Raw genomic sequence first — 25,726 nt, 5'->3', positions numbered from 1 at the left:
ACGGGGCGGGCGGACGGCGCGCATCGACGTGCCGGCCGCCCGCCCCGCACTTGTTCGCGCCCCGGCCCGTGACGCTTGTCTCACATGAGGCAAAGGGCGAGGAAAGGTAATAAAGCCGCATCGGTCGCTCTGCGGCGTCCCGTCCGGCGTGTAGGGTCCCGTGGCCGAGAGCCACGGAAGGGACCAAACCGGTGAACAAGAAGCTCACGGCCGCGCTGTCCGGCGGTGCGGTACTGGCACTGGCGCTGACGGGATGCAGCAGCGACGCGGGCAACCCCGAGCTGGACGCCTGGGCCAAGAAGATCTGCGACACGGCCCCGGCCCAGAACGCGAAGATCGCGGCAGCCGACGCCGCGATCACGAAGGCGGCCAAGGACAGCCCGCCCAAGGAACTGCAGCAGATCGACGCCAAGGCGTTCCAGGATCTCTCCGACGGCTTCAAGGCGCGCGCCACGCTCCTCAAGGACGCCGGAGCGCCTCCCGGCGAGAAGGAGGGCGCCAAGCAGCAGCAGGACGCGATAGCCAAGCTGACCGCGGTCTCCGTGAAGTACGCCGAGCTGAAGAAGCAGACGGACGAACTGAACACCAAGGACCAGGGTGAGTTCGCCACCGGCCTGCGCAAGGTCGGCGAGGAGATGCGGGACCTGGTGAGCCAGCGCAAGACCGCGCTCGACGCGCTGAAGAACCTGGAGGCCAGCGGCGGCACCAAGGACGCGCTCCTGAAGCAGCAGGGCTGCAAGCAGGTCGCGGCCCCGGGCTCCGGGGCGGGCGCCGGCGGCTGAGTCCGGCGCCCGGCGGGGCGGGCGGCGTCCGCGGCGGGTCACAATATGTACGTGAGTGACTCCAGCCTGCCGGACCTGCCCGCCACCGACCGCACCGATGTCGCCGCCCGGCTGCGGGAGGCCCTGCTCGGGGCCGCCTTCACCGCCGACGGACTGCTCGAACTCCTCGGCGCGCCCGCGTACGCTGCGCTCGCCCGCAGCGAGACCGTGCCCGCGCTCCGGGCCACCCGTGGCGACACCCCGCTGGAAGCGCTCGTACGGCTGTTCCTGTTGCAGCAGCCGGTGCCGCACGCGCGCGTGGCGGACGTCCTGCCCCTGGACGCCTGCCTGGACAGCGGCTGGCTGGTCCGGGCCGGCGCCGACGTCGCCGCGGCGGTGGACGTGCGGCCGTACGGCGGGCCCGGCGGCGAGGACTGGTTCATCGTCTCCGACCTGGGCTGCGCGGTCGGCGGCGCCGGCGGGATCGGCGGCCGGGGCGGGCCGGCGGACGCCGCCGTCGTCCTCGGGGTCGGCGGCGCCTCCACGACCCTCGCCGGCATCACCGTCCGTACGCCCGTCGCCTCGGCCCTGGACCTCGGCACCGGCTCGGGCATCCAGGCGCTGCACGCCGCCCGGCACGCCACGCGCGTGACGGCGACCGACCTCAACCCCCGCGCGCTGCACATCACCGCGCTCACCCTCGCGCTGTCCGGCGCGCCGGCGGCGGATCTGCGGGAGGGCTCGCTGTTCGAGCCGCTCAAGCGCGGCGAGACGTACGACCTCATCGTGTCGAACCCGCCCTTCGTGATCTCGCCGGGCGCGCGGCTGACGTACCGCGACGGCGGGATGGGCGGCGACGACCTGTGCCGGGCCGTCGTGCAGGGCGCGGGGGAGCGCCTGAACGAGGGCGGGTTCGCGCAGTTCCTCGCCAACTGGCAGCACGTGGCGGGCGAGGACTGGCAGGACCGGCTGCGGTCGTGGGTGCCGCGCGGCTGCGACGCGTGGATCGTGCAGCGCGAGGTGCAGGACGTCGCGCAGTACGCCGAACTGTGGCTCAGGGACGCCGGTGACCACCGGGGCGACGCGGCGGGCTACCAGGCGCGCTACGACGCGTGGCTGGACGAGTTCGAGGCGCGCAAGGCCAAGGCCGTCGGCTTCGGCTGGATCACCCTGCGCAAGGCGTCCGGGGCGGTGCCCTCGATCACGGTGGAGGAGTGGCCGCACCCGGTGGAGCAGCCGCTCGGCGACACCGTGCGGGCGCACTTCCGGCGGCTCGACTACCTGCGCGCCCGTGACGACGCGGCGCTGCTGGAGGACCACTTCCGGCTCGCCGCCGAGGTGGTGCAGGAGCAGATCGGGCTGCCCGGCGCCGAGGACCCGGAACACGTGGTGCTGCGCCAGCACCGCGGCATGCGCCGGGCCACCCAGGTCGACACGGTCGGCGCGGGCTTCGCCGGGGTGTGCGACGGCACGCTGAGCGCCGGCCGCATCCTCGACGCGATCGCCCAGCTGACGGGCGAGGACCCGGTGCTGCTGCGCGACCGTACGCCCGCCCAGATCCGGCTGCTGGTCGAACAGGGGTTCCTCGAACCGGCGCTGTGACGCCTGCGCGATGCCGTAGCGCTCGCGCGATGTCGTGACGCCCGCGCTGTCCGGAGTCGTTCGCCCGATGTCCGGGTGTCCGGGTGTCCGGGTGTCCGGGTGTCCGGGTGTCCAGACGTCCGCGTCCGCGCGTCGTCCACAGGCTGTGGATTGCGGGAGCCCGCGGTTTCCGTGCCACGTGCTGCGGAAGCCGCGGGCTCCGGGAGCGCGGACTCCGGGAGGGCGGGCTCCGAGGCCGTGCATTCCGGCCAACCCCGTGGCCGGTCTCGGTCCCCCGCGACGTGCCGTGCCGCGATCCCGCGGGGGCGCGGCGCGAGAGGCGCGTGGGCGGACGGCGCCTTTGCCGGTCCCGTGCCGTACCCGCATCCGCCGGCGCACGCCCTGCGCGGGGCGGACCGCCCCGAGAGTCCACGGCTCCGCCGGGCCCGCGTTCACCTCGGGTTCGCCCGGCCGCCGCCCGCGCGTGCCAGTCTCGCCGGGCTGGTCATGAGCGCACGGGAGAAGAGGGGCGACCGCAACCATGGAGAGGGGACCGGCGATCTACGCCGGCGTCGTGTTCGCCCTGTTCGGAGGCGCGCTGCTGCTGTGGACGGCGGCCCGGGTGCGGCAGCGCCGGCCGGTCGCCCACGGTGTGAACCCCGTCGCATCGGCGACGCTCGCGGGCCTCGCCTCGGTGATCGCCCTGATCCTCGGCGCGTGGTGCCTCACCCGCCTCTGAGAACGCCGCGTGAGCTGCGCGGCCGACAATTGAGGGCCCTCCTTCCGGAAAGGCTCCAAAAGGCCGGTGGGCACTCCGGGCGGCAGGAATGGCGGAAGTCGGGTTACCGTTCGAGTGGCCGTTGCGGGCTTTTCCCGTTTGACAACGGGGCGGGATGTACCGTCACACTCCGCAGCGTCACCACCACCGGACCCCGGGTCCGGGCGTCGACCGGAGAGAAGAGCGAAGTTGTCCCCGACCAGCGAGACCGCACAGGGCGGCCGCCGACTCGTCATCGTCGAGTCGCCTGCCAAGGCGAAGACGATCAAGGGCTACCTCGGCCCCGGATACGTCGTCGAGGCGAGCGTCGGGCACATCCGCGACCTCCCCAACGGCGCCGCGGAGGTGCCGGAGAAGTACACCGGCGAGGTCCGCCGTCTCGGGGTGGACGTCGAACACGACTTCGAGCCGATCTATGTCGTCAACGCCGACAAGAAGGCCCAGGTCAAGAAGCTCAAGGATCTGCTGAAGGAATCCGACGAGCTCTATCTCGCCACCGACGAGGACCGCGAGGGAGAGGCCATCGCCTGGCATCTCCAGGAAGTCCTCAAGCCCAAGGTCCCGGTCAAGCGGATGGTCTTCCACGAGATCACCAAGTCCGCGATCCAGGCCGCCGTGGCCAACCCGCGCCAGCTCAACCAGCGGCTGGTCGACGCCCAGGAGACCCGCCGCATCCTCGACCGCCTCTACGGCTACGAGGTCTCGCCGGTCCTGTGGAAGAAGGTCATGCCGCGGCTGTCCGCCGGGCGTGTCCAGTCCGTCGCCACCCGGCTCGTGGTGGAGCGCGAGCGCGACCGTATCGCCTTCCGCTCCGCCGAGTACTGGGACCTGACGGGCACCTTCGCGACCGGCCGCGCCGGGGACCCGTCGGACCCCTCGTCGCTGGTCGCCCGCCTCCAGTCCGTCGACGGCCGGCGTGTCGCGCAGGGCCGCGACTTCGACTCCCTCGGGCAGCTCAAGGGCGCGAACATCCTCCACCTCGACGAGGCGAACGCCCGTGCGCTCGCCGCCGCGCTGGAGCGGACCCGGTTCGCGGTGCGGTCCGTCGAGTCCAAGCCGTACCGCCGCTCGCCGTACGCCCCGTTCCGCACGACGACGTTGCAGCAGGAGGCGAGCCGCAAGCTCGGTTTCGGCGCCAAGGCCACGATGCAGGTCGCGCAGAAGCTGTACGAGAACGGCTACATCACCTACATGCGCACGGACTCCACGACGCTCAGCGACACCGCCGTCGCCGCGGCCCGTGCCCAGGTCACGCAGCTCTACGGCGCCGACTACCTGCCGCCCGCCCCGCGCACCTACGCCGGGAAGGTCAAGAACGCGCAGGAGGCGCACGAGGCGATCCGCCCCTCCGGCGACCGCTTCCGCACGCCCGCCGAGACCGGGCTGACCGGCGACCAGTTCAGGCTCTACGAGCTGATCTGGAAGCGGACCGTCGCCTCCCAGATGAAGGACGCCACCGGCAACTCGGTGACCGTGAAGATCGGCGGCACCGCGGCCGACGGCCGTGACGTGGAGTTCAGCGCGTCCGGCAAGACGATCACCTTCCACGGCTTCCTCAAGGCGTACGTCGAGGGCGCCGACGACCCGAACGCCGAGCTGGACGACCGCGAGCGGCGGCTGCCCCAGGTCGCCGAGGGCGACGCGCTGAGCGCCGAGGAGATCACGGTCGACGGGCACGCGACCAAGCCCCCGGCCCGCTACACCGAGGCGTCCCTGGTCAAGGAGCTCGAAGAGCGCGAGATCGGCCGCCCCTCGACGTACGCGTCGATCATCGGCACGATCCTCGACCGCGGCTACGTCTTCAAGAAGGGCACGGCCCTCGTGCCGTCCTTCCTGTCCTTCGCCGTGGTCAACCTGCTGGAGAAGCACTTCGGGCGGCTCGTCGACTACGACTTCACCGCCAAGATGGAGGACGACCTCGACCGCATCGCGCGCGGCGAGGCCCGGTCCGTGCCGTGGCTGAAGCGGTTCTACTTCGGCGAGGGCACCGGCAACGGCGGCGCGGCCGAGGCGGGCAACGGCGACGGCGACCACCTCGGCGGCCTCAAGGAGCTGGTGACCGACCTGGGCGCGATCGACGCGCGCGAGGTGTCCTCGTTCCCGGTCGGCGAAGGCATCGTCCTGCGGGTCGGCCGCTACGGCCCCTACATCGAGCGCGGCGAGAAGGACACCGAGCAGCACCGGCGCGCGGACATCCCCGACGACCTCGCCCCGGACGAGCTGTCCGTCGAACTGGCCGAGGAACTGCTGGCCAAGCCGAGCGGCGACTTCGAGCTGGGCAACGACCCGCAGACCGGCCACGCGATCGTCGCCAAGGACGGCCGCTACGGCCCGTACGTCACCGAGGTGCTCCCCGAGGGCACCCCGAAGACCGGCAAGAACGCGGTCAAGCCGCGCACGGCGTCCCTGTTCAAGTCGATGGCGCTGGACACGGTGACGCTCCAGGACGCGCTGAAGCTGATGTCCCTGCCGCGGGTCGTGGGCACCGACGCCGAGGGCGTGGAGATCACCGCGCAGAACGGCCGCTACGGCCCGTACCTGAAGAAGGGCACGGACTCGCGCTCGCTGCAGTCCGAGGACCAGCTGTTCACGATCACGCTGGAGGAGGCGCTGGCGATCTACGCCCAGCCCAAGCAGCGTGGCCGTGCCGCGGCCAAGCCGCCGCTGAAGGAGCTGGGCGAGGACCCGGTCAGCGGCAAGCCGGTCGTGGTCAAGGACGGCCGCTTCGGACCGTACGTCACCGACGGCGAGACCAACGCGACCCTGCGCTCCGGGGACAGCGTCGAGGAGATCACGCCCGAGCGCGGCTTCGAACTGCTCGCGGAGAAGCGCGCGAAGGCGCCCGCCAAGAAGACGGCCAAGAAGTCCGCCGCGAAGAAGACGACCGCCAAGAAGGCCGCCCCGGCCAAGAAGACGGCCGCCAAGAAGACCGCGGCGAAGACGACGACCGCTGCCAAGAAGACCACGACGGCCGCCAAGAAGACGACCGCCACGAAGAAGGCGTCCGCCTCGAACTCCTCCGCGGAGGGCTGAGCCGGCCGGACCGCGCGCCGTCCGGCCGGTCCGCGCCGCAACCCGGGTGCTCCGGCGGCCGGTTGAGGGCACGCCGGGGGCGCGGGTCTTCACGTCGGCTTCGCAGAACGAACGCCCCGGCATCAGTTTGGTGTCGGGGCGGGCGTACGTTCGGCCGCATGCGCCGGGCTGTCGGTGCGTCCCGATAGGCTGAAAGCATGACGCGAGCCGAGCAGCCGACGGCCCACCCCACGGCCCCCGACGACGCCCTTGTCGCGGACTCCCGGGAGCGCGCCGTGCGCGCCCTGTTGCGACGACCTCAGCTCAAGCGGCTGTGGAGCGCGCAGCTGGTGGGGGGTGTCGGCGACATCCTCGCCCTGCTGGTCCTGGTCCTGCTGGCCCTTCAGACGGCGATCTCCGAGGGGTCGTTCGGCGGGGGCTACCGGGGCGCGGCGTTCGCGGTGGCGACCGTCTTCGGGGTACGCGTCCTGGCCACATTGCTCTTCGGGGCCGTCCTGCTCGGCCCGCTCACCTCGCTGACCTCCCAGGAAGGTCCGCTCGACCGGCGCTGGACCATGATCGGCGCCGACGGTCTGCGGGTCGCCCTGCTGATCGTGGCGCCCCTGTGGATCGACTGGACACCGGACAGCGCCCTGGCGGTCCTCCTGGTCACGGTCTTCGTGACCGGTGTCGCCGAGCGCTTCTGGACGGTGTCGCGGGAGAGCGCGGCGCCCGCGCTGCTGCCGCCCCCGCCGCCGGAGGGCGCCACCGTGCGTCCGCTGCCGGACCACATGGACGCCCTGCGGCGGCTGTCGCTGCGCACCAGCTTCGTCTCGGTCCCGCTGGCCGCCGCCGTGCTCGTCGCCGCCGCCCTGCTGAACAACGTCCTGGGCACCGGACTCGACTGGTTCGACCAGCACCAGGCGGCCCTCGGGTCCTACGTCGCCGCCGGCCTGTTCGCCGCGTCGCTGTCCCTCATGACCTTCCTGGAACTGCCCGACACGCGCACCCCGCGCGCGCGGTCGCCGCTGGAGGGGCTGCGCCGCCCGAAGACCGGCACGGGCGTCGACAAGGGCCGTACCGGCGTGATCACGCTGCTCGTCCTGGCCTGCGCCACCGTCGCCGGAGCGGTGGCCGCCGCGGTCGCCGTGGCCGTGCTGCACGCCAAGGACCTGGGCGGCGGCCCGGTGCTCTACGGCCTGCTGGTGCTCGCCCTGACCGGCGGAGTCGCCGTCGGCATCCGCACGGCCCCCTCGGTGCTGCCCGCCCTGTCCCGGCGCCGGCTGCTGGCCCTCGCGATCGCCTTCACCGGAGTAGCCCTGCTCGCGGCGGGCCTGGTCCCGGACGTCACCACCGTGCTGCTGATCATCACGCTGGCCGGCGTGGGCGCCGGCATGTCCGCCAACACCGCGCACACCCTCATCGACCAGGAGGCGGAGGAGTCCCGCCGGCCCCGGACCACCGAGCACCTGTACGCGGTCGTCCGGGTCTGCGTCGCGCTGTGCGCCGTGGCCGCGCCGCTGGTGGCCGCGCTCATCGGGCCGCACCGCCTGGAGAGCGGCAAGTTCGTCTTCGCGCACGGCGGCGCCGCGTTCACGCTGATGCTGGCCGGGGCGCTGCTGCTGCCGGTGGCCGTGCTGGTGCTGGCCAAGGTCGACGACCGCTCCGGGGTGCCGCTGCGCAAGGACCTGCGGGACGCCGTCCTCGGCGGGGACGACCCCGAGCAGGTGCCCGCGGAGACCGGTTTCTTCATCGCCCTGGAGGGCGGCGACGGCGCCGGGAAGTCGACCCAGGCCGAGGCGCTCGCCGAGTGGATCCGCGGCAAGGGCCACGAAGTGGTCCTCACCCGCGAGCCGGGCGCGACCCCGGTCGGCAAGCGGCTGCGGTCGATCCTCCTGGACGTGTCGAGCGCCGGGCTGTCCCACCGCGCGGAGGCCCTGCTGTACGCGGCCGACCGCGCCGAGCACGTCGACACCGTGGTGCGGCCCGCCCTGGAGCGGGGCGCGGTCGTGATCTCGGACCGCTACGTCGACTCCTCGGTCGCCTACCAGGGCGCGGGCCGCGACCTGTCGCCGACCGAGATCGCCCGCATCAACCGCTGGGCGACCAACGGGCTCGCCCCGCATCTGACGGTGCTCCTGGACGTCGCGCCGGACATCGCCCGCGAGCGGTTCACCGAGGCGCCGGACCGGCTGGAGTCGGAGCCGGCGGAGTTCCACGCGCGTGTGCGCTCCGGCTTCCTGACGCTGGCCGCGGCCGACCCGGGCCGCTATCTGGTGGTGGACGCGGGCCAGGAGGCCGAGGCCGTGACCACGGTCGTCCGCCACCGGCTCGACCAGTTGCTGCCGCTGTCCGAGGCGGAGATCCGCGCGCGGGAGGAAGCGCGCCGCAAGGCCGAGGAGGAGGCCAGGCGCAAGGCCGAGGAGGAGGCCGCCCGCAAGGCCGAGGAGGAGCGCCTGGAGCGCGAGCGCCAGGAGCAGCTGGCCCGGCTGCGCGCCGAGGAGGAGGAGCGCAAGCAGCGCGAGCTGGAGGAGGCGCAGCGCCGCGAGGCCGAGCGGCAGGCGGAGGAGGCCCGGCAGCGGGCCGAGGAAGCCAGCCGCCGGGCCGAGGAGGAGCGGAAGCGGCTCCTCGCCGAGGAGAAGGTCAGGGCCGAGGAGGAGGCCCGCCGCAAGGCGGAGGAGGACCGGCGCCGCAAGCAGGCCGAGGAGGAGGCGCGCATCCGCGCCGAAGCTGAGGAACGCCGCCTGGAGAAGCAGCGCAAGGCGGAGGAGGCCCTGCTGCGCGCCGAGGAGGCGCGCCGCCTCGCGGAGCAGGCCGCGGCCGCCGCGGAGGCGGGCCCGAAGCCGAAGAGCGCACAGGGCGGCTCCTTCCGGGAGGCTGCCACGGTGCCCACGCCCGTGGTGACGCCGGAGCAGGCCGCGAACCGGGCCTCGGACGACACGGCCGTGCTGCGCCCGGTGCGCGACGAGGACCCGCGCGCGGCGGACCGCGCGCCCTCGGACGACGGTGACGGCGGCCGTGCCGGTGCCCGTGACCGCGCCGCGGGCCGGGGCGGCGACGCGTCCGACGCCGAGGTGACGACCCAGCTGCCCCAGCCGCCGGCCCCGGCGGGCGCGGCGGACGAGACGGCCGTGCTGCCGCCGGTTCCGCCGAGCGCCGCGGAGGAGACGGCCGTACTGCCGCCCGTCGCGCCGGTGTCCGGGGAGGAGCCCGCGGACGGGACCCCGCCGGGACACGCGCGCGGGGACGACCGTACGCGCGAGATGCCGCAGCTCGACGAGACCGGCGCGCCCCGCCGCAGGTCCCGTCCCGACTGGGCGGAAAAGACGCCGCTGGACGATCTGCCGACCCTGGCGGACGAACTGCTCGGCCCGCACGACGACGCCCGCGACGAGGACGGCGGGAGCGGCGGACGCGCGCGGGGTCGGCGACGCTGAGACCGGGCCCGCGCGGGAGCGGCGTGCTTCCGCGCGGTCCGCGGAGGCGGGCGCGGTCGGCGCGGCTGCGGCCGGGCGCCCCGGGATCGGTGGCCTCCCGCGAGGTCGACGGCGTCGAGACCGGGCGCACCGAAGGGTTGCGTGCTTCCGCGAGGGTGCCGGAGGCCGGCCGCGCTGAGACCGGGTGCGCCGGGGTCGGGGCCCGCTCCCGCGAGAGGGCGGCCGGGCCCGGGACACCGGCGTTGTCAGTGCCGCCCCGCACAATGGACCCCGTAGCGCGAGACGTGACGAAAGGCGGGCGTGGCCCATGACCGTGTGGGACGACCTGGTGGGGCAGGAGCGGGTCGGCGAGCAGCTCGACGCCGCCGCCCGTGACGCCGACGCCCTGGTCACCGCCGCGGCCACCGGCACCCCGCCGCCCGAGGCGTCGAAGATGACCCACGCGTGGCTGTTCACCGGCCCGCCCGGCGCCGGGCGCAACCAGGCGGCGCGGGCCTTCGCCGCCGCGCTGCAGTGCGTCAGCCCCGACCGGGCGCTGGGCGGCTCGCCCGGATGCGGCTTCTGCGACGGATGCCACACGGCGCTCATCGGCACACACGCGGACGTGACCACCGTGGCGGCAGTCGGCACCCAGATCCTCGCCGACGACATGCGCGACACCGTCCGCAAGTCCTTCACCTCGCCGGCGACCGGCCGCTGGCAGATCATCCTCGTCGAGGACGCCGAGCGGCTGAACGAGAAGTCCGCCAACGCCGTGCTGAAGGCCGTCGAGGAGCCCGCCCCCCGCACGGTGTGGCTGCTGTGCGCGCCCTCCGTCGAGGACGTCCTGCCCACCATCCGCTCCCGCTGCCGCCATCTGAACCTGAGCACGCCCTCGGTGGACGCCGTGGCCGACATGCTCGTCCGGCGCGAGGGCGTCGAGCCCGCCGTCGCCGCCGCGGCGGCCCGCGCCACGCAGGGCCATGTCGACCGGGCCCGCCGGCTGGCCACCGACCCGAGCGCGCGCGAGCGCAGGGCCGCCGTCCTGAAGCTGCCGCTGCGCCTCGGTGAGATCGGTGCCTGCCTCAGAGCCGCGCAGGAACTCGTGGACGCCGCCGCCGAGGACGCCAAGCAGCTCGCCGAGGAGGTCGACGTCAAGGAGACCGAGGAGCTGAAGGCGGCGCTCGGCGCGGCCCAGGGCGGCAGGATGCCGCGCGGCACGGCCGGGGTGATGAAGGACCTGGAGGACAAGCAGAAGCGGCGCCGCACGCGCACCCAGCGCGACAGCCTCGACGTTGCCCTGACCGACCTCACCGCCTTCTACCGCGACGTCCTGGCCCTCCAGCTCGGCTCCCGCGTGGCCCTCGCCAACACCGACGCCGAGGACGCGCTGCAGCAACTGGCCCGCGACAGCTCCCCGGAGGCCACGCTCCGCCGCGTCGAGGCGATCGCCGCCTGCCGCGACGCCCTGGACAGGAACGTGGCGCCGCTGCTGGCGGTGGAGGCGATGACGATGGCCCTCAGAGCGGGCTGAGCCCGACGGCAGAGCGGTACGGGCAAGGCCGGGGACCGAGACCCTTCGGGGGCGGTGCGGGGGAGGGCGTCGTCGTCCCCCGCAGGTGATCAACGGGAGGTTGACGGCGTCACACGTACGAGCCGAGATGTGTACGCAGAGCATCCGGGAAACCGCACAGAGTTACGCTCACCAGATGCACATCAGGCGCAGCTCACCAGTCAGCCCCGCCCCGAGTCCCCGGAGCCGGGGTCCACGCGGCCGTCGTACGGCCTCCCGCCGGGCCGGCACCGTCGGTACGTTCCTCGCCGTCGCGGCGCTGCTCGTCTCCGCCTGCACCTCCTCCGGGCAGCCCGAGAGGCCGAAGCCGGGGAACCCCGCCGCCGGGGCGGCCCTGGCCGCGCTGCCCCGGGCCACGCCGGCCGCGCTCAAGCCGTACTACGCGCAGAAGCTGGCCTGGCGCGGCTGCGGAGTGCCCGGTTTCCAGTGCGCCACGCTGAAGGCGCCGCTCGACTACGCCAAGCCCGAGGCCGGGGACACCGAACTCGCCGTGGCCCGCAAGAAGGCGACCGGGCCGGGCGAGCGGATCGGATCGCTGCTGGTGAACCCCGGCGGACCGGGCGGCTCGGCGATCGGCTACCTCCAGCAGTACGCGGGCATCGGCTACCCCGTCGACGTGCGGGCCCGCTACGACATGGTCGCCGTCGACCCGCGCGGTGTCGCCGGCAGCGACCCCGTGGAATGCCTCGGCGGCCGCCAGATGGACCGCTACACGCAGACGGACCTCACACCCGACGACGCGCGGGAGACCGACCTGCTCGTCGGGGCGTACAGGAAGTTCGCGCGGGGCTGCGGGGCGGACGCGCCGCGCCTGCTGCGCCATGTGTCCACGACCGAGGCGGCCCGGGACATGGACGTCCTGCGCGCCGTGCTGGGCGACGACAGGCTGTCCTACGTGGGGGCGTCGTACGGCACCTACCTCGGGGCGACGTACGCCGGTCTCTACCCGGACCGGGTGGGCCGGGTGGTCCTTGACGGAGGCATGGACCCGTCCCTTCCGGCCCGCCGGATGAACCTCGACCAGACGGCGGGCTTCGAGACGGCGTTCCAGGCGTTCGCGCGGGACTGCGTGCGGCGGTCGGACTGCCCGCTCGGCTCGAAGACGGCCGACGTCGGCCGCAACCTCAAGGCGTTCTTCGACAAGCTGGACGCGCGGCCCCTCCCGGCCGGCGACGCGGACGGCCGCAAGCTCGGCGAATCCCTGGCCACGACCGGTGTGATCGCGGCGATGTACGACGAGGGCGCCTGGCCGACCCTGCGGGACGCGCTGTCCTCGGCGATGCGCGAGAACGACGGCGCGGGCCTGCTGTCCCTGTCCGACAGCTACTACGAGCGCGACGCCGACGGCCGCTACTCCAACCTGATGTTCGCCAACGCGGCCGTGAACTGCCTCGACCTCCCGCCCGCCTTCACCACGCCCGACCAGGTCCGCAAGGCTCTGCCCGCCTTCGAGAAGGCGTCCCCGGTCTTCGGCGAGGGACTGGCGTGGGCCACGCTGAACTGCGCGTACTGGCCGGTCCCGGCGTCGGGACAGCCGCAGCGCATCGAGGCGCGGGGCGCGGCGCCGATCGTCGTGGTCGGCACGACCCGCGACCCGGCGACCCCGTACCGCTGGTCGCGCTCCCTCTCCCGCCAGCTCACCTCGGCCCGCCTCCTCACCTACAACGGTGACGGCCACACGGCGTACGGCCGCGGCAGCAGGTGCATCGACACGACGATCAACACCTACCTCCTCCGAGGCACACCCCCGGCCCGGGGGAAGCGCTGCTGAGTACGGGGGCTGGGGTGTGAGTACGGGGGCGGGGACGGGGAGGGGACGGGGTCTGGAGGTCGGCCCCCGGACTGCGCCGCCGCGTGCGGAGAACCCGGCGGCCCAGCCCAGGGGCACCGCGAGCGGAGAACCGACCACGGCCTCCACGGCCTCCTGCGGGCCCCGCGCGCGGCACGCCCCGCTTTCCGCGGCGAGCGCCGCAGGGCTCCCGGGAGGGCCCCCAGGCACCCCTGACGGGGGCCTGCGGAGGCTGGTACGGAGCACCTCGGAAACTGTGTAGACTTACCGACGTTGCTGATCGCACCATAGTGCGGACAGTGCGCCGCCTTAGCTCAGATGGCCAGAGCAACGCACTCGTAATGCGTAGGTCTCGGGTTCGAATCCCGAAGGCGGCTCACACGGGACCCAGGTCAGAACGTTCTGACCTGGGTCTTTCTGGTTTTCAAGATCAAACAGCGGGTTCGGGGTGTCCTCTCGGAGCACAGTGATCGCTCCCGGTGCACAACCGGTGGACAGGCGTGCAGCGAGCGTGCAGACCGGTGGACAAGCGCGTGTCTGTCGCCGGGCCATGAAAGGGCGATTCTGAGGGTGCGCCCCAGTTCGCAGCCTGCGCCGAGCGGTTCCGTTCCTGGACGGTGGAGCGCGGCAGCGGCACCACGTGGACCCTGGAGCAGCCCAAGGTCAACCACTACGACGGCGAGGAGGACAACCCCCGCTGGATCGTCGAGGACGCGACCACCGGAGCCCTGACCCGTAACGTCGACTCCGCGAGCGGTGACCTGGCCGCCACCACCGGCAAGACCGGTGACGTGGTCCTCCAGCTCACCAACCTGCACGGCGACGTGGCCCTCCAACTGCCGCTGGACGCGGGCAAGGCGCCCGTCGCCCTGGACTCGGACGAGTACGGCAACCCCCGGGCCGGGCAGTCGGCGACGCGTTACGCCTGGCTCGGCGGCAAGCAGCGGTCCACCGAGACCCTGACCGGCCTCACGCTCATGGGCGTCCGCCTCTACAACCCCGCCTCGGGCCGGTTCCTGTCCACGGACCCGATCTACGGCGGCAACGCCAACGCCTACGACTACTGCTCCGCCAACCCCCTGAACTGCTACGACCTCGACGGCCGGTGGGGCTGGCTCGCGGTCAGCGCAGCGGCCTGGGCCTGCTCCAAGTGGTGCCCAGGCAAGCGGACGCGCCAGATCGCCGGCGTGGTGAGCGCGGTGTCGGGCGGCGGGTTCCTGCGCAGCATGGCGATCAAGGCCGGTACCCGCTACATCGCAAAGAGGTCGGTCAAGAACAGCATCCAGACCAAGCGCGGCTACCGCGTCGACGTCCGGGGAAAGAAGCCTCACTACAACAAGTGGGGCGCTCGGCCCAAGGGCAAGGGACCAGGCGCGAGGTGGCGCCAGATCCGCTACAAGAACAAGCACATGGGATTCCCGCACGTGCAGTACTACCGGGGCGGCAAGGGGTACGGAAAGTGGGCCTACCGGCCCGGCCTCCGACACATCTACCGCGCCTGGCGATCCCTGTGATGCTCGGCCCTGAGCCGAGAACTGACATCATCTGACAGAAGACTCGGGGAGCGTGGGGCAGGAGAGGCAGGGCCACTCCCACCCGGCGCTCCCCGAGTGCTGTGAAGCGAAAGGCTGTACCCACATGTGGCTTGGCTGCACACCGGTCCTCGCCGACGAACCCGGCCCCGCCGGGCGCGAGATCTCGGGCTGGCAAGTTCCCGGCATCGGTGAGATCGACGTCGAGTCCGAGGGCTTCCGGCTGTCCGTACTGCCCACCGGCGAGACCCTGCGCGTCGAACTGGCCTTCGCCGCCGCGTACGCCGAGTCTGAGACAGAACCGTACCGCCCTCTGGGACCGGCGACATTGACCCTCGACGACGTGCGGTCCGTCGCCCTGCACACACCGGGAGCGCCTTCCGATCCCCTGTGGAAGAGGGTTCTTCACGGAGACCCCCACGACGAGGTCCTGCGCATGACGTGGGACGAGGACGACGACATCCTGCACGTACGGGACGGCGGTATCGTCGTGTCCTGCCAGGGCGGAACCTGGCGCTGGGCGACCACCGCGTAGGTGCGAAGGGGCTCGGGCTGTCACGGCAAATCCCCGTCGAAGTCCTGGCGAACGCAGGACAGTTGACCTCAACTTTCCGGGATTCCTGGCCAGAGTCACAGCGAGCCCGGAGAGCATCATGGGGCTGCCGTGAGATACGGCAGCCCCATGATGTCCTCACACTTCGCCAGCACCGCGCGCAGGTCAGCCACGCTCCCCATTCTTCGGAGCCCCGCCTCGGAAGTCGCAGCCGGGGCACTCGTCCTCGCCCTGGATGTGGCCCTCGTACCACCCAAGGCTCGGTGTTCACGTGAGGTGTACTCCGAGCCGCGGTCCGAGTGCGTGATGCAGCCTTCCTTCAGCCCGCCACGGGCGGCGGCCATCCGAAGGGCGCCGACGACGAGAAAAGCCCGGTGATGGTCGGCCATCGCGTACCCGATCACCTCCCGTGAGGCCAGGTCGATGACCGTCGCGAGATACCACCAGCCGGCCAGCGTGGGCAGGTACGTGATGTCGGACACCAGCTTCGTGCCGGGCTCGGCGGCGGTGAAGTCACGGCCGACCAGATCCGGCGACGGCGCCGCCTTGGTGCCGGCCTTCGTCAGGCTGCGACGCCGACGCCGACGCCGACGCCGACGCCGACGCCGACGCCGACGCCGCGCAATGCCGCGGATGCCCCGCTCCCGCATGATCCGCTCGACCTTCTCCCGGTTGAGCCGCCGCCCGTCGCGTCGCAGAACCGCGGTCACCCGAGGAGAACCATAGGCACCACGTGACCCGGCATGGATCCGCCGGATCTCCCCGGCGAGCTCGTCCTCGGCATCCCGTCGGACCAGGGCTGCCTCCCGGCCCTCGAGATACGCGTAGTAAGCCGATCGGCCCACCTACAGCGCCCGGCACAGCAGTGACACGCCGTAACCGGCGGGAATGTCCGCACTGGCCTTCTCCGCGTCGATGAACAGGTAGCGCGCGGCTACTTCGTCTTCTGCTGCGCGAAGAAGGCCGTCGCTTTTCCCAGCACCTCGATCGTCTGCTCTTGCTCACGAACCTTGCGCCGCAGCCGCACGAGCTCCTCACGCTCCGCCGTCGTCAGCGCACCGACCGGCCCCTCGCCCCGGTCGATCTTCGCCTGCTTCACCCAGCCCCGCAGGCCCTCCGGACTCACACCCAGATCCCGGGCCACCTCGGTGACCGTCTTGTCCGAGGACAGTGCCAACGCGACCGCGTCCCGCTTGAACTCGGCCGTGTACCGCTTGCTGGTGTTGCTCTTCGTGCTCACTTACCTGGACTGCTTCCTCCGGGACGGGTCGTCCCAGTATGAGGCTGTCCAGTCCGAGGGTGGAACTTCAGAATCGAGCCTCCATCTGACCCGGGGCGGTTCAGGGCGTCGCGGAGACGGCGACGGCGTACCGACACCGACTCCAGGAGATGGGTGTCGTAATCCTGGGCCGTCACGTCGGGAACTCGCCCAACCAGCTGTGCTCGACGAGGTGCTTGGGGAGGTACTCCGACTCCACCCCGAGGTCAACCTGCCCGTCAAAGGCCCAGCAGGCCATCGCCAGCGGGCCCAGGGCGATGCTGCCGTCGATGTTCGCGGCCCGTTCCTCGTTCAGGGTCCAGTACGCCTGGTGCAGCTTCAATGCCTCGATCAGGCCCGCGGCGAAGCCGTTCCAGTCGTTTGCGATCAAGCGGGAGAAGAGGTGGATCGGCGGATAGAGCACGCCGTCGAGCAGGTCGCGGGGCGTGACACGGGCGACCTCGGGGTGCGACATCTGCAGCGTGGTGGTGAGCTTCTCCACCAGCCCGGGCCGCCGAAGCCAGTACGTCTGTAGCGTGTCCACCCAGTGGTAGATGTACTCGTCGTACTGCCCCTCAGGCGATCGCAGCCGCTCCATCGGGATCTCACAGAGCTGCGTCATACGCTGCGGCTCCCGGCAGATGACCGCCAACCAGAAGGCGGTGAGCCAGTTGCCCGCATCGGCCGCCGGAAGCGGACCGACGGCCGGGAGACTGTGCACCTTGTAGTTGATGCGGCACTCGACGGGCCCCTCGCTCGCACCGGCCACGGCAAACAGCGCCGAGCCCAACTGCATCGCGTTCACAGTGGCGTCCCACGTCTCCGCCTTCGCTGCTCTAGGGTCGATGACACAGCGGGCACGCAGGTTCATCAGCGCGGTGTTGAACGTGAAGTCGATCATGCTCGGTGAGCCTTCGAGATCGTCGATCTCTTCGGCCAAGTCCGCCCCCACCCGCGCCGCGAACTCCGCAGCATCAGGGCGCGGTTCGAGGTGCCGGGAGATCTGTACGGTCACGGAAGGGTCCCCCTGCTGATGTCGAACCGTCGATAGCGGTAACCAGTGTACGTTCCCGCGTTTCTCTCCCCCTTGACGACGACGTATTCCAGCTTGCCGTCTCGCAGGGCCTTTCTGAGATCCGAGACGAGGTCGTGCTCGCCGCGCTTCCTCATTGCCTGGAGGATGTCGAGGAAGTATTCCCTACTACCTTGGGATACCTGCTTACCGCCAGGAAGGGTGCGTCGGCCCAGCTCGGTATCGGGACTGCTCTTGGCCTCGATGACGACTATTCGACCGCCCTCGTGCTTCCAAACCTGGTCGAACTGGTCGTTGCCGTTCTTCGGCCCGAGTAGTGTCTGCTTCTCGAAGTCCGGATAATTCTCGGCTATGTAGTGATACTCCGCTGCCTTTTCGCCGAACGCCTCAGTAGCGTCCCCCATCGCGGTATGCGATTCCTTGTACGCCCCCTTGGCCTCTCCCCACTGCGCGGCCGTGTCGACGGTACCGCGCTGTTCGTGGGCGGCGCCCGTCTGCGCCTTCCAGTCAGAGACGAGGTTGTCGTAGCGAACGGCGGCATGGCGTTCCCACGCGGCGTCTTGCAGAACCCGGAGTCTGTCCGCACTCGTCACGGTGTCCGCGCCCACGTGTATGTACTCGGCGTCACGGAAGTACGGCTTGGGCGGTTCCGGAACATCCTTGGCACGAATCCACGGACCGTTGTCCGACAGCCGCGTGAGCTGGGGCGGCGTGTACCCGCTCTCGTCGTGGAGTTCCAGGTCCAGGCGCGTGCCGTTCTTCCGGTAGTACTGCTTGCGGTACCCGGGCTCGTGGTTGGCCCGGTACACCTGGATCTCCTCGATCTGCTCCCGCGTGAGCCTTCCGCGAGGTCCGTAGGGATTGGCCCCGTCCCGCATGAAGCGGGGGCGCGGGGCCCCCGAGTGCTGGCCAGGGGGTCCACTGTCCGGGCCGGTCACCCCGTCCAGGCCGCTGCCGCCGGAGCCGGTACCGACATGGCCGTCGCCGACCGCCCCGGCACCGCCCGAACCGGACGCCTCAGAACCGACCGCATGGGTGCCCCCGGCCCCGCCGGACGCTTCCCCCGAGCCCCGCGACATCGCGCCGGCCGCGGCGAGTTCCCGCTCCCGCGCCGATACGGTCCTTTCGGGAACCGAGTGCTCCTGCTTCGGTGCCTCGCCGACGAGGTCGCCGTGTTGGTCGTAGGGGATGAACTTGCCGTCCGCGAGCACGAGTTTGGAGCCGTCGGAGAGTTCCAGGACGCTGTGCGGGGCGGACAGGTCGGGGATGTCGTCCACCCCGCGCAGGTTCGCGGCGATCTCGGCGATTTTTGGCACGGTGTGGCCGGTCACCTTGACCGCGGCGCCGATCGGGTCGATCACGTCGCCGACCTTCGCGACGGTGGTGGCGACCTTGGCGGCGGTGCCGGCTTTGCCTGCGGAGGCGATCTTGAGGGGGCCGGCGCCCAGGGTGAGCGTGTTGAAGACGACGGTGCCCGCGGCGCGGGCCGGGTTCTCCTTCCACATGTCCCAGGCGACGAAGGACTTGCCGAACTCCTTGGCGTACTTCTTGCTGTCCTGGGCGAAGCGGGTGGCGAAGACCCCGGTCGGCTTCTTGCCGCCGGACTCCATGAGGTAGGTCTCGGCCCCGACGACGGCCCGCAGCACGCCTTCCCAGGCTTGCCCGGCGCGGTCCGAGCCGCGGATGCCGGCCAGGGTCGCCAGGCCGTCGACGGTGCCCCAGACTCCGTCGACGATCAGCCCGTCCCAGAAGAAGCTCCTGGCGTAGTGGCCGAGGTCGTCCGGGTCCCACCAGTCGCGGGACTGGGTGACCGGTGTGCCCCAGGGGAGTTGCTTGGCCCGGTCCAGCACCTCGGCGCTGTAGCCGTACAGTTCCGCGTCGAGGGGCCTGAACTGCCTGTCGCCGGTGTTCATCACGTACTGGGTGCCGCCCACCAGCGCCGTGATCTTGTTGCTGCAGGCGATCTCGGCGGCCGTGAACGCGGCCTGCGCGACGTTCACTTCACGCATCAGCGCCTGGTGCCGGCCGACCTTGTCCGCGTCGTCGGTCCAAGTCTCGTCGAACTCCCCGCCGGGTGTCCTGAGTCCCGCCACGAACGCGGTCGCTTTGCTCTGCAGGCGCTCCAACCGCTTGATGATCGGGGCGACTTCGGCCGCGTACGCCGACAGGGCGTCCGCGACGGTGGCGACCTTGTCCGCGAACGCGTCGGCGCCATCACGCGCAGGCGCCGTCGACGCGAACAGCTTCTCCGCCTCCGGAGCCTCGTAGAAGGCCGACAGCCCCTGGAACTGCCGATGCGCCTCCCCGCCGGCCTGGCGGATGCCGCCCGCCTCGACCCGCAGGGCGTCGGTGTGCTGCTCCAGCCGGCCGAGATCGCCGGTGAACAGCGGAACGGACTCCGGCTGGATCACAGACGGCCCGCCTTCCAGCCGGCCGGCATACCGGGCACCACCAGCCCGGACGCCCGCCGCTGCACCTCGGCCGCCATCTCCAGGTCGCCCTCCTGGTACGCGACGGCGGCCTCCACCGCGCCATTGACAGATTTGCCGACGCGCACACCGACGAACTGCAACTCGTCGGCCGTGCCCTCGATGAACTCCGCAAGGGCGGCGGCCACCAGCCCGGTCTGTCCCTTGCGCTCCCCGCTCGCCCCGCCCGGAGCGAGCGTCCCGGCCGCCGTGGCCGCGCCCTCCACGTCCTTCCCGTACGCCCGGACGATGTCGTCCAGGACCCTCATCACCTCCGCGACATTCGAGGCCACACTCCCGACCCCGGACGGAGATACGTCCCACCTCGGCATGCGTCAGCCCCCGCTTCCCTCTCCCCGTTCCCGCACCGCTGCGCGCCCGGTGTCAGCCGATGTTGTCGACGGCAGCCTTCGCCCCGGCCAGGGTCGACTGCGCGGTCCCGTCGTTCTGCTCCATCGTCGTGCGGACCAGCCGGATGATCTCGCGGACCTCGCCGGCCGCACGGTGCCAGCGCAACTCCTTGCCGTGGTACTCGTCGGCCACGCCGTCCGCCGTGAACTCGGCCATCGCGGCCCTCACCGCGCGCTCACGGTCGGGCAGTACAAGCTCCAACTGGCCCTTGATGCTCCGGAGGTTGATCTGGACCTCGCTGGAGGCGCCGGTGTCGTACGAACGACGGTCCTGGTCCTGAGGCATGGTCAAGTCCCCCTGGAAGGACGATGAAGGTGGCTTCGGCGGACGGGCGTGTGCGCGCTTGCGCGGTCAGCGTGCGCCGAAGCGGGCCGCGTCGAAGTTGGCAGCGCCCATGTTCTGGTCGGCGTTGTCCCCCAACTCGACGTCACCGGTACCGAACGCGGTGTCCATGCCGGACTGACCACCCAGGATCGCGCTCAGTGAGCTGTTGAGCCCATCCGTGATCTCGTCGGCATGAATCTTGAAGGTGTCGAAGGCCGCCTTGCCGGCCCCGTTGAACTTCCCCTCCAACGGCTCCGCCGCCTGGATCAACTGCTGGATCAGCGTGCCCAGGTCCTCACTGGAACCGACGGTGCTCCTCCCGAGATCCGACAGGGTCGTCGACCCCATGTCGAACTTCATCAACCCACCCCCGTAAGCGTGTTGCATACCGGCGCTGCGTGATCACCTGCAGCGTACTCATGCGTCATGAATGATTTACAGCCCGTCGAACATCCTCTCGCACCTCACGTTGCAGACGCAATGTGAAACAGGCTGGACTGGCCTGATCCAGGGGGTGAGCAGCCGCACCGCTCCAGGCCGGCCGGGCTCGCCCGACCACCCGCTCTGCGCGCGCCGATGGAGGTCAAGAGGGCGTGTGTTGGCCGTCCGGGCATGTCGGGGGGAGGCTGACGTGATCCCGTTTGTCCTGCGACGAGATCTGCCGTCTGTTCATCGCGCTCGTCGTCCGGCCCGCCCGCGACACGGCCCACTCACTTGCCTGGTCCGACTGGCGCGGCCGTCCACCAGGCACGATCACGTGCCAGTCACTACCGGAGGCGAACCGCATCCCTCACATCAAGATGACGAACTGCTGCAGGAGTGGTCAGTGGCGGTGGCTGTGATGTTCAGTGGATCGGGGGCGTTGTCCGAGTCGGACAACTCGACGATTCGAGACCCGCTGCTTCGGGAGTACCCGATCCGGTGGCCGGACGGTGGCCGGACGCCTTCGGGCGGGGCAGCATGAAGCCGCAGAGGGCAGCTTGCCGCGAGTGCTCTGATCAGGTACGACATCACTCGGCGGCATCACGGGGCATCGTGCAACACGATCGCTCACGGCCTCGTAACGCGTAGGTCTCGGGTTCGAATCCCGAAGGCGGCCCCATGGTGAACCCCGGGTCGGGTATCCGACCTGGGGTTTCTTGTTTCGGACGACTTCGGAGTCCGGGCCGGTCGGGCGCCTGTGGTCTGCGCGTCGGAGCGCGCGGGTGAGGCCACCGTCCGGCAGGAGGCGCGAAACCGGCGCACAGTAGCACAAGTGGCATGGGCCGAGGAGCGGCTCACACGCACCGAACGGGGTGCGGCAGACTGGTGTGGATCCCGTGGTATCCGTCCGGCCGGACGGATAGCGGCCGCGGCAGGGGAGAAGGGAAGCACACGGTTCCGTGAGTGACGAGTTCGACGTCCCGCTCTCCGTCGACGAGGGCGCGTTCGGTATCGACGCGTTCTCCCTCGACGACCGGCTGCGGCTGTTCCACTTCGCCGCCGGCGAGAAGCGGCACGAGTACCTGTGGCTGCTGCGGGCCTTCGACCGCGGACGCGCCAACTACCAAGTGCTGCTGCACACTTCGGATGTGGTGGGACTGCTGGAGCGGCTCGCCGCCGACCACCCCGCCGCGGCCGTCATCGGCGGTACCGCAGGCGTTCAGCCGCTGCTCGACGCGCTCGCCGAATGGCAGGTGCTGGACCGGTCGTACGACGGGACGCGCGCCGCGAACCTCGCCGAATACCGCAACCGGCACTACGTGTACCAGTTCACCCAGGCCGGATACCGGGCCTACCGGGCGGTGGAGGACGTGCTCGGTGCGAGCCTGGAGGACGCCCAGCTCTCCCGCCTCGTCTTCCCCGACATCCTCGGCGACCTGCGTGCGCTGGCCGAGGCGAACACGGCCGGCGACGGCGAGGAGGTGTACCGCAAGCTCGGCCGGCTCGACTCGGTGCTGAACGAGATGGCGCAGCGGGCCGCCCGCTTCTACCTGATGCTGGGCGACCTGGCGCGCACCAACGACACCCGGCCCGAGGTGTTCCTGGCCCACAAGGACACCCTCCTCGGGCACATGCGGGAGTTCACCGCCGAACTCGGGCGCTACGCCCCGCTGCTCGCCGAGGCGGTCGAGAAGGCCGCGGCCACCGGTGTGGACCGCATGATCGAGTACGCGGCCGAGGCCGACGAACGGCTCTTCCGCAACCCCGCCGAGCGCCTCGCGGACTGGCGGCACCGGTGGGACGGCATCGTCCACTGGTTCGCGGAGCGCGAGCACAGCGAGGCCGAGCGGCTGCAGGACGCCACCGTCACCGCGATCCGCTCCGTCCTCGCCCTGCTGCGCCGGGTCACCGAGGCCCGCCGGGGCGGGGTGAGCCGGGAGAGCCAACTTCGCCACCTCGCACAGTGGTTCACCTCCTGCGAGAGCGACGAGGACGCGCACGCCCTGTTCCAGGCGGTCTTCGGGCTCGGCGCGCCCCGCCACGTAGCCGTCCCGTACGCCGACCCCGAGCGCATCCCGTCCCGTACGTCGTGGTGGGAGGCCGAACCGGTCGAACTGGCCCGCACCCTGGTCCAGTCCGGCCGTACCCCTGCCCTGCACGGCCCCGGCCGCATCGAACGCGACGACGACCGGCGGGCCCGACTCCGTGCCGAGCAGCTCAAGGAGCAGGCCGAGCGGCGCGGTGCCGCGAACTCCCTCGCTTCGGACGGTGTGTACGGCCGGACGCTCGACGAGCCCGAGACGCGCGCCCTGCTGGGCCTGCTGGACGTGGCCCTCGCCGCCCGCGTGCCCGCCAGTCGCCGGGTCACCGCCGCCTCCGGATCCGCCCACGGGGTACGTCTCACCCTCACGCCCGCCGAGGGTTCCACGACCGTCGACACCGTACGCGGCCGTCTCCATCTCGACGGGCTGCGCCTGGAGGTCACCGTATGAGCCGGGTCGTCGCGAGCAGGGGCGTCGTGAGCGGGGCCGTCGCATGAGCCGGGTCGCCGAGGGCGTCTCCCCGCTCGAACTCGCCGACTACCAGAAGGCGGTACGGCTCGTCCTGCGGCACCCCCTGGTCACGTCCGGGTACCCGGACAGGGCGGCGCTGGCGACCGTGCGCCGCTGGGCCGACCAGCTGCGCACCGACCTGATGGAGGTCCTCGGCTACCGGCTCGTCACCACCGCCGACACCGCCCGTCTCCAGCGCGCCCAAGACGGCCTGGACGCCACCCGCCCGGCCCTCACCCGCGCGGGACGCCCCTTCGACCGCCGCCGCTACGCCTACCTCGTCCTCACCCTTGCGGCCCTCGGCCGCCACGGCGCGCAGGTGGCGCTGGGCGAACTGGCCGACGCGGTCGCCGCCGACGCCGTGCGCATCGACGGACTCGGCCTCGACACCGCCCGCAAACCCGACCGGGACGCCTTCGTCGACGCCGTCACCTGGCTCACCGAACGCGGCGCGCTGACCCTCGCCGACGGTTCCGCCACCGCCTGGGCCGGCGATCCCGAGCGCGCCGAGGCCCTGTACGACATCGACCGCGAGATCCTCCTCGCCGTCCACCACCCGACCCGCGTGCTCCAGCACCTGACCTCGGTCACCGCGCTCCTCGACTCCTCCGGCGCGCTGGGACTGTCCGCGGGCCGCGCCGCCCAGCGCCGTGACCAGGCACGCCGGGCCCGCCGCCTCGTGCTGGAGAACCCGGTCGCGTACTACGCCGACGCCGACAGCGAACTCCTGGGCCAGCTGCGGGCCCCGGCTCTCGCCGAGGACCTGGAGCGGCTGACCGGGCTGGCGGTGGAGCGGCGTGCCGAGGGCGTCACGCTCGTCGACACCTCCGGCAGGCTGTCCGACCTCCGCTTCCCCGGCGGCGGCACCGTCGCGCAGGCCGCGCTGCTCCTCGCCGCCCGGATCAGTGCCGCCGTGCAGCGCTCCGGACGGCACGCCCTCGAACTGCTGCCCGCACCCACCGCCGCCGAACGTCTCGCGGCCCGCGCCCGGCGGATCGACGGCGCGCTGCCGTCGCGTGGGACGGTCGCCGAACTCACCGAACTCACCGAACTCACCGCGCTCACCGAACTCACGGAGCCCGATGCGGAGTCGGCGTACGAGACGGCCGTCGACGCGGATCACGAGCCGGGGGAGACCCGCTACCCCTTCGTCACGGACTCCTGGCTCCGGGGCCGGCTCAAGGACATCATCGGCGAGTACGGCGCGGGCTTCGCCGCCGGTCTGCGCGGCGACCCTGACCGGCTGCTCGACCAGGCTCTCGACCTGCTGGGCGCCATGTCGCTGATCGTCCGGGTCGACGGCGGGGCCCTCGCGCTGCCCCTGCTCGCCCGTTACCGAGGGGTCACCGCCCGCGTGAAGACCCGTACGGGCCCCCAACCACCCGCGCAGACACCTCTGTTCGACGACGAAACCGCCGAGGACCCGACTCCGTGAGCACTTCCGCTCCCACACCCGCAGCCCGCTACGTCCCCACCCGTGCCGGGATCATCAACCTGTGGGACTACCGGGACGAGGAGTTCTCCTTCGCGGGCGGTTGGCTGGTGCTGCGCGGCCCCAACGGCTCGGGCAAGACCAAGGCGCTGGAGGTGCTGTTCCCGTTCGTCCTCGACGGGCGCATCGACCCCAAGCGGCTCAACCCGTTCGCTGCCGAGGACCGCACGATGAAGTCCAACCTGCTCTTCCGCGGGCAGGACAGCGCGCTCGGCTATGTCTGGATCGAGTTCACCCACCGGGAGACCGGGGAAGCCGTCACCTGCGGCATCGGGCTGCACGCCCAGCGGCACCGCGACACACCCGCCCGGTGGCACTTCGTCGCCGAAGGCCGCGTGGGCGAGGACTTCTCCCTCCTCACCCCTGACGACCGGCCGATGACGAGGAAACAACTCGCCGCCGAACTCGGACGCGAACTGATCGCCTCCACGGCCGACTACCGCGCGGCCGTCGACCGGCGCCTGTTCGGTCTCGGTCCGGAGCGCTACGAGCAGTTGCTCACCCTGATCCTCACGCTGCGCCGCCCCCAGCTCGCCAAGAACCTCGACCCGGCCAAGCTCTCCGACACCCTCACCGCCGGTCTGCGCCCGCTCGACGACGACCTGATCGCCGAGGCGGCCCGCTCCTTCGACGACATGGAGTCCGTACAGCGCACCCTGGAGGGCCTGGCCGCCGCCGACGACGCCACCCGCGCCTTCCTCACGAGCTACTCCACCTACCTGCGGGTCCACGCCCGCGCCGCCGCGGACCGGCTCACCGCCCGCCGCGCC

The 25,726-nt window shown here is 71.7% G+C and carries 17 protein-coding genes, 1 tRNA gene and 2 pseudogenes; 13 read left to right on the top strand and 7 right to left on the bottom strand.

From position 1 onward, the window contains the following. The first annotated feature begins 191 nt into the window (after positions 1–191). The 10 genes and pseudogenes from SZN_RS04940 (at position 192) to SZN_RS04895 (ending at position 14,977) form a co-directional block, all read left to right on the top strand. Complete coding sequence (locus tag SZN_RS04940) at positions 192–782, top strand: hypothetical protein (protein WP_007491983.1); 591 nt, start codon at positions 192–194, stop codon at positions 780–782. 45 nt (positions 783–827) lie between these two features. Then, positions 828–2,363 carry a DUF7059 domain-containing protein gene (locus SZN_RS04935; protein WP_007491981.1) on the top strand — a complete coding sequence of 512 codons (1,536 nt, stop codon included), beginning with the start codon at positions 828–830 and terminating at the stop codon, positions 2,361–2,363. Between the two features lie 520 nt (positions 2,364–2,883). Then, positions 2,884–3,081, top strand: a complete 198-nt coding sequence (locus SZN_RS04930; RefSeq protein ID WP_007491979.1) for a hypothetical protein — start codon at positions 2,884–2,886, stop codon at positions 3,079–3,081. A 228-nt stretch (positions 3,082–3,309) separates the two neighbouring features. Then, positions 3,310–6,153 carry a type I DNA topoisomerase gene (gene topA, locus SZN_RS04925; RefSeq protein WP_007491977.1) on the top strand — a complete coding sequence of 948 codons (2,844 nt, stop codon included), beginning with the start codon at positions 3,310–3,312 and terminating at the stop codon, positions 6,151–6,153. 197 nt (positions 6,154–6,350) lie between these two features. Beyond that, entirely contained in the window at positions 6,351–9,569 is a 3,219-nt protein-coding gene (tmk, locus tag SZN_RS04920; protein WP_007491976.1) for a dTMP kinase, read from the top strand. A 307-nt stretch (positions 9,570–9,876) separates the two neighbouring features. Further along, on the top strand, positions 9,877–11,082 hold the full coding sequence (locus SZN_RS04915; RefSeq protein ID WP_007491975.1) for a DNA polymerase III subunit delta': 1,206 nt from the start codon (positions 9,877–9,879) through the stop codon (positions 11,080–11,082). A gap of 175 nt (positions 11,083–11,257) precedes the next feature. Beyond that, positions 11,258–12,892: an alpha/beta hydrolase gene (locus tag SZN_RS04910; RefSeq protein ID WP_007491974.1), complete on the top strand. Its 1,635-nt coding sequence runs from the start codon at positions 11,258–11,260 to the stop codon at positions 12,890–12,892. Between the two features lie 321 nt (positions 12,893–13,213). After that, positions 13,214–13,287, top strand: a tRNA-Thr gene (locus SZN_RS04905). 216 nt (positions 13,288–13,503) lie between these two features. Then, positions 13,504–14,025, top strand: a pseudogene (locus SZN_RS42295) (RHS repeat-associated core domain-containing protein); the annotation flags it as partial. Between the two features lie 523 nt (positions 14,026–14,548). Beyond that, entirely contained in the window at positions 14,549–14,977 is a 429-nt protein-coding gene (locus tag SZN_RS04895; RefSeq protein WP_007491972.1) for a hypothetical protein, read from the top strand. 116 nt (positions 14,978–15,093) lie between these two features. On the opposite strand, the gene SZN_RS38185 is transcribed toward SZN_RS04895, so the two are convergent. From SZN_RS38185 to SZN_RS04860, 7 genes are all read right to left on the bottom strand, one after another. Then, on the bottom strand, positions 15,094–15,840 hold the full coding sequence (locus SZN_RS38185) for an IS3 family transposase (RefSeq protein ID WP_078508445.1): 747 nt from the start codon (positions 15,838–15,840) through the stop codon (positions 15,094–15,096). An 89-nt stretch (positions 15,841–15,929) separates the two neighbouring features. Continuing rightward, positions 15,930–16,235: a transposase gene (locus SZN_RS04885; RefSeq protein ID WP_007491967.1), complete on the bottom strand. Its 306-nt coding sequence runs from the start codon at positions 16,233–16,235 to the stop codon at positions 15,930–15,932. A gap of 172 nt (positions 16,236–16,407) precedes the next feature. Continuing rightward, on the bottom strand, positions 16,408–17,268 hold the full coding sequence (locus SZN_RS04880; RefSeq protein ID WP_007491961.1) for an immunity 49 family protein: 861 nt from the start codon (positions 17,266–17,268) through the stop codon (positions 16,408–16,410). Beyond that, positions 17,265–19,697 (bottom strand): hypothetical protein, encoded by a 2,433-nt coding sequence (locus SZN_RS04875; RefSeq protein ID WP_007491953.1) that lies wholly within the window; start codon positions 19,695–19,697, stop codon positions 17,265–17,267. The genes SZN_RS04880 and SZN_RS04875 overlap by 4 nt, the downstream gene beginning before the upstream one ends. Then, a complete protein-coding gene (locus SZN_RS04870; protein ID WP_043728332.1) occupies positions 19,694–20,086 on the bottom strand; it encodes a DUF6507 family protein in 393 nt (130 codons plus the stop codon). Before SZN_RS04870 ends, SZN_RS04875 begins: the two co-directional genes overlap by 4 nt. 52 nt (positions 20,087–20,138) lie before the next feature. Further along, positions 20,139–20,450, bottom strand: coding sequence for a pore-forming ESAT-6 family protein (locus SZN_RS04865; protein ID WP_007491948.1), 312 nt, complete (start codon positions 20,448–20,450; stop codon positions 20,139–20,141). A gap of 66 nt (positions 20,451–20,516) precedes the next feature. Further along, positions 20,517–20,849, bottom strand: a complete 333-nt coding sequence (locus SZN_RS04860; RefSeq protein WP_007491947.1) for a hypothetical protein — start codon at positions 20,847–20,849, stop codon at positions 20,517–20,519. 1,022 nt (positions 20,850–21,871) lie between these two features. Between SZN_RS04860 and SZN_RS04850 the strand changes: the two genes are divergently transcribed. From SZN_RS04850 to SZN_RS04840, 3 genes and pseudogenes are all read left to right on the top strand, one after another. Next, positions 21,872–23,404, top strand: a complete 1,533-nt coding sequence (locus SZN_RS04850; protein ID WP_007491946.1) for a TIGR02677 family protein — start codon at positions 21,872–21,874, stop codon at positions 23,402–23,404. 43 nt (positions 23,405–23,447) lie between these two features. Then, on the top strand, positions 23,448–24,899 hold the full coding sequence (locus SZN_RS04845; protein ID WP_007491945.1) for a TIGR02678 family protein: 1,452 nt from the start codon (positions 23,448–23,450) through the stop codon (positions 24,897–24,899). Then, positions 24,896–25,726, top strand: a pseudogene (locus SZN_RS04840) (TIGR02680 family protein); the annotation flags it as partial. The gene SZN_RS04845 and the pseudogene SZN_RS04840, both read left to right, overlap by 4 nt.

Source organism: Streptomyces zinciresistens K42, from assembly GCF_000225525.1.
GTDB classification, from domain to species: domain Bacteria; phylum Actinomycetota; class Actinomycetes; order Streptomycetales; family Streptomycetaceae; genus Streptomyces; species Streptomyces zinciresistens.
This window is presented reverse-complemented; position numbering and strand designations above follow the sequence as displayed.

What these genes read in the sequence shown, in the direction of transcription:
- SZN_RS04930 (WP_007491979.1), top strand. Translation starts at nt 2,884, where the DNA reads ATGGAGAGGGGACCGGCGATCTACGCCGGCGTCGTGTTCGCCCTGTTC.
- SZN_RS04860 (WP_007491947.1), bottom strand. Translation starts at nt 20,849, where the DNA reads ATGAAGTTCGACATGGGGTCGACGACCCTGTCGGATCTCGGGAGGAGC.
- SZN_RS04895 (WP_007491972.1), top strand. Translation starts at nt 14,549, where the DNA reads ATGTGGCTTGGCTGCACACCGGTCCTCGCCGACGAACCCGGCCCCGCC.
- SZN_RS04910 (WP_007491974.1), top strand. Translation starts at nt 11,258, where the DNA reads ATGCACATCAGGCGCAGCTCACCAGTCAGCCCCGCCCCGAGTCCCCGG.
- SZN_RS04845 (WP_007491945.1), top strand. Translation starts at nt 23,448, where the DNA reads ATGAGCCGGGTCGCCGAGGGCGTCTCCCCGCTCGAACTCGCCGACTAC.
- SZN_RS04915 (WP_007491975.1), top strand. Translation starts at nt 9,877, where the DNA reads ATGACCGTGTGGGACGACCTGGTGGGGCAGGAGCGGGTCGGCGAGCAG.
- SZN_RS04935 (WP_007491981.1), top strand. Translation starts at nt 828, where the DNA reads ATGTACGTGAGTGACTCCAGCCTGCCGGACCTGCCCGCCACCGACCGC.
- SZN_RS04865 (WP_007491948.1), bottom strand. Translation starts at nt 20,450, where the DNA reads ATGCCTCAGGACCAGGACCGTCGTTCGTACGACACCGGCGCCTCCAGC.
- tmk (WP_007491976.1), top strand. Translation starts at nt 6,351, where the DNA reads ATGACGCGAGCCGAGCAGCCGACGGCCCACCCCACGGCCCCCGACGAC.
- SZN_RS04870 (WP_043728332.1), bottom strand. Translation starts at nt 20,086, where the DNA reads ATGCCGAGGTGGGACGTATCTCCGTCCGGGGTCGGGAGTGTGGCCTCG.